Raw genomic sequence first — 1,994 nt, 5'->3', positions numbered from 1 at the left:
CAAAAACGGGAGTGACCATAGATTCCGTTTTCTGAGACGACCCCATTTAAAGAAGACACCAACCCGGAAACGGCTCGCAGGCTCATGGATGGCGAATTTGAGTACCTGTTATTGCTGGCAGGCGAGCACCCACTTTATCGCTTGAGCAAAAGATAGAAAAAAGCCCGCAGAGCGCGGGCTTCGTTTTCAAGACTGGCCGCACTCGCTGGCCGGAATGACTTTTTGGGTAATGAACAACCCGTTTTTGTCGTAATAACGGACAATCGCCCCGTCCTCAAAGAGATCTCTGGCCTGCCCTAATTTTTCACAATACCCTATCTTTTGAGACCTGGAGACGTCCTCAGAATCAATCCACCCCTTTAACGCCTTCACTGCTTTCTCTGACGGGGGCGAGCCAGGAGTGAAGACCAGGTTCGAAAGCTGGAAATTGTAGACAATATAACCGTTGTTATGGCTGAAATTCTTCAGGACAATTCCATCGGCAATGGGAACGCTGGTGGTTGAGTAGTTCATGTACGTCAGAAAGCAATCCCTCACCGCGTTAGGCATATCAGCATTGCTCTGAGCCTTGTTTATACATTGTCTTAACTCCGCTTCTGACGAAGCAAAAGCACCTGCGGATAAAAACAATGCAGCCAGTAAAGCGTACTTAATATTCATCAACCCCCCGCCCTTTTAATTTACATCCATCTCGACGCCCGGATCTTCATCCGGATCATCATCCGCCCCTTCGACTTCCGGCCACGCCACCAGTCAGCCCACATGTTCCAGACTTCGAAGCACAAAAACAGCCTCCGCCAGCAGTGTGTTAACGTCGCCGGTCGCTGAGTTTGGCTTAACATAGCGCAAATCTTCTGCCATTTCCTCCCGCGAAAAATCGCCCTCGACAACGTTCAGGCTGCCATCGTCCAGACATTCCACTACGCCCGCCCGCGCACCGGGCGCGATTACGTTAATTTGCATCTTTCAGCTCCTTCATACATCCGAGGAAAAACTCAAGCAGACCATCATCATTCAGCACGGATTTTGCCGCCGCATCAGGATCGGCATACAGCTGCATTGCCATAGAGAACACTTCTGTACTGCGGCAGTTATTGAGCGACGGCGCTTTAGACAACACCCGTCCACTGGCTGCGCTCACCCGCCCTTCCATGTAGATTTTCGACATGTAATTACTACTCATGCCTGCTCTGACAATGTATTCCGCCTTCCCTCTCCCCCCTGAGTTAAAGTAGGTCAGACGCCCACCCGCCTTCATCTTCAGGAAGCCTTTAGCACGCTCCAGCAGGTGCGGATTTGAATACTCAATGTGATGCCCTATCTCATGCCACAGCACATGCTCCTGATCCGTATTGCCCTCTATCACGATAGCTTTTTGGCTCTTGCTGGCATACGCCCTCACCTTGTCCTTGTGCTCAATGCTGGAAAGCGTGGAAATACTGCCCCCGGTCATCGCATAGGCTCGCGCGGCAACGTCCTTAATGCTGTAGCCATTTCGCCCCGTATCGCTGTTATCGGACGCGGCTTTCTCTGTCAGTCCATCCATGATACCCAGACCTTCCGCCTACGCGCGGGACTCCTCATCGACCGCCCCGCCGGATGCTAACAGCGTATCAAACGCCGCCTTCACCTTACCGTGGGTCTGGTCAACAATCGCACGCGGATAAGCCACCTTGTCGCCAAACAGCGCCGCGATATCATCCAGCTGCGGCAACAGAGTATTGCTGTCCGGGCTGCGATACACCGAAAACTTCAGGTGCTTGATATCAATAGCCAGCCCGCCGCTTCGGTTGAACACGTCTTTCAGGTACGGCTTTAGCTTCTCCGGGCGGTCGCGCACCTTGTTGATCTGCTCAATGTAAAAATCCACCTGCGAATCCAAGTCGGTGCTCTGCCCGATCTTCCCGGCTAAACATCCAAGCTCATATTACGATCAGCGAAAAGGCCAATCATTGAAGGATCGGGTAATGACTCCAATTTACTGATAGTGTTTT

4 protein-coding genes are annotated in these 1,994 nt (G+C 52.0%); all 4 read right to left on the bottom strand.

Features of this window, described 5'->3' with window-relative positions; all coding sequences use genetic code 11:
• Positions 1–186: 186 nt before the first annotated feature.
• On the bottom strand, positions 187–660 hold the full coding sequence (locus HMPREF3140_RS01530; RefSeq protein ID WP_016946742.1) for a hypothetical protein: 474 nt from the start codon (positions 658–660) through the stop codon (positions 187–189).
• 93 nt (positions 661–753) lie between these two features.
• Positions 754–963: a hypothetical protein gene (locus HMPREF3140_RS01525; protein ID WP_016946743.1), complete on the bottom strand. Its 210-nt coding sequence runs from the start codon at positions 961–963 to the stop codon at positions 754–756.
• Positions 953–1,546: a hypothetical protein gene (locus HMPREF3140_RS01520; protein ID WP_016946744.1), complete on the bottom strand. Its 594-nt coding sequence runs from the start codon at positions 1,544–1,546 to the stop codon at positions 953–955. Before HMPREF3140_RS01520 ends, HMPREF3140_RS01525 begins: the two co-directional genes overlap by 11 nt.
• A gap of 18 nt (positions 1,547–1,564) precedes the next feature.
• Positions 1,565–1,870, bottom strand: a complete 306-nt coding sequence (locus tag HMPREF3140_RS01515; protein ID WP_135722632.1) for a hypothetical protein — start codon at positions 1,868–1,870, stop codon at positions 1,565–1,567.
• Between the last annotated feature and the right edge of the window lie 124 nt (positions 1,871–1,994).

It is taken from the genome of Klebsiella sp. HMSC16A12, assembly GCF_001808265.1.
In the GTDB taxonomy this organism is placed as follows: Bacteria; Pseudomonadota; Gammaproteobacteria; order Enterobacterales; family Enterobacteriaceae; genus Klebsiella; species Klebsiella pneumoniae.
Note: the sequence above shows the minus strand (reverse complement) of the source record. Positions and strands in the feature narration are given on the sequence as shown.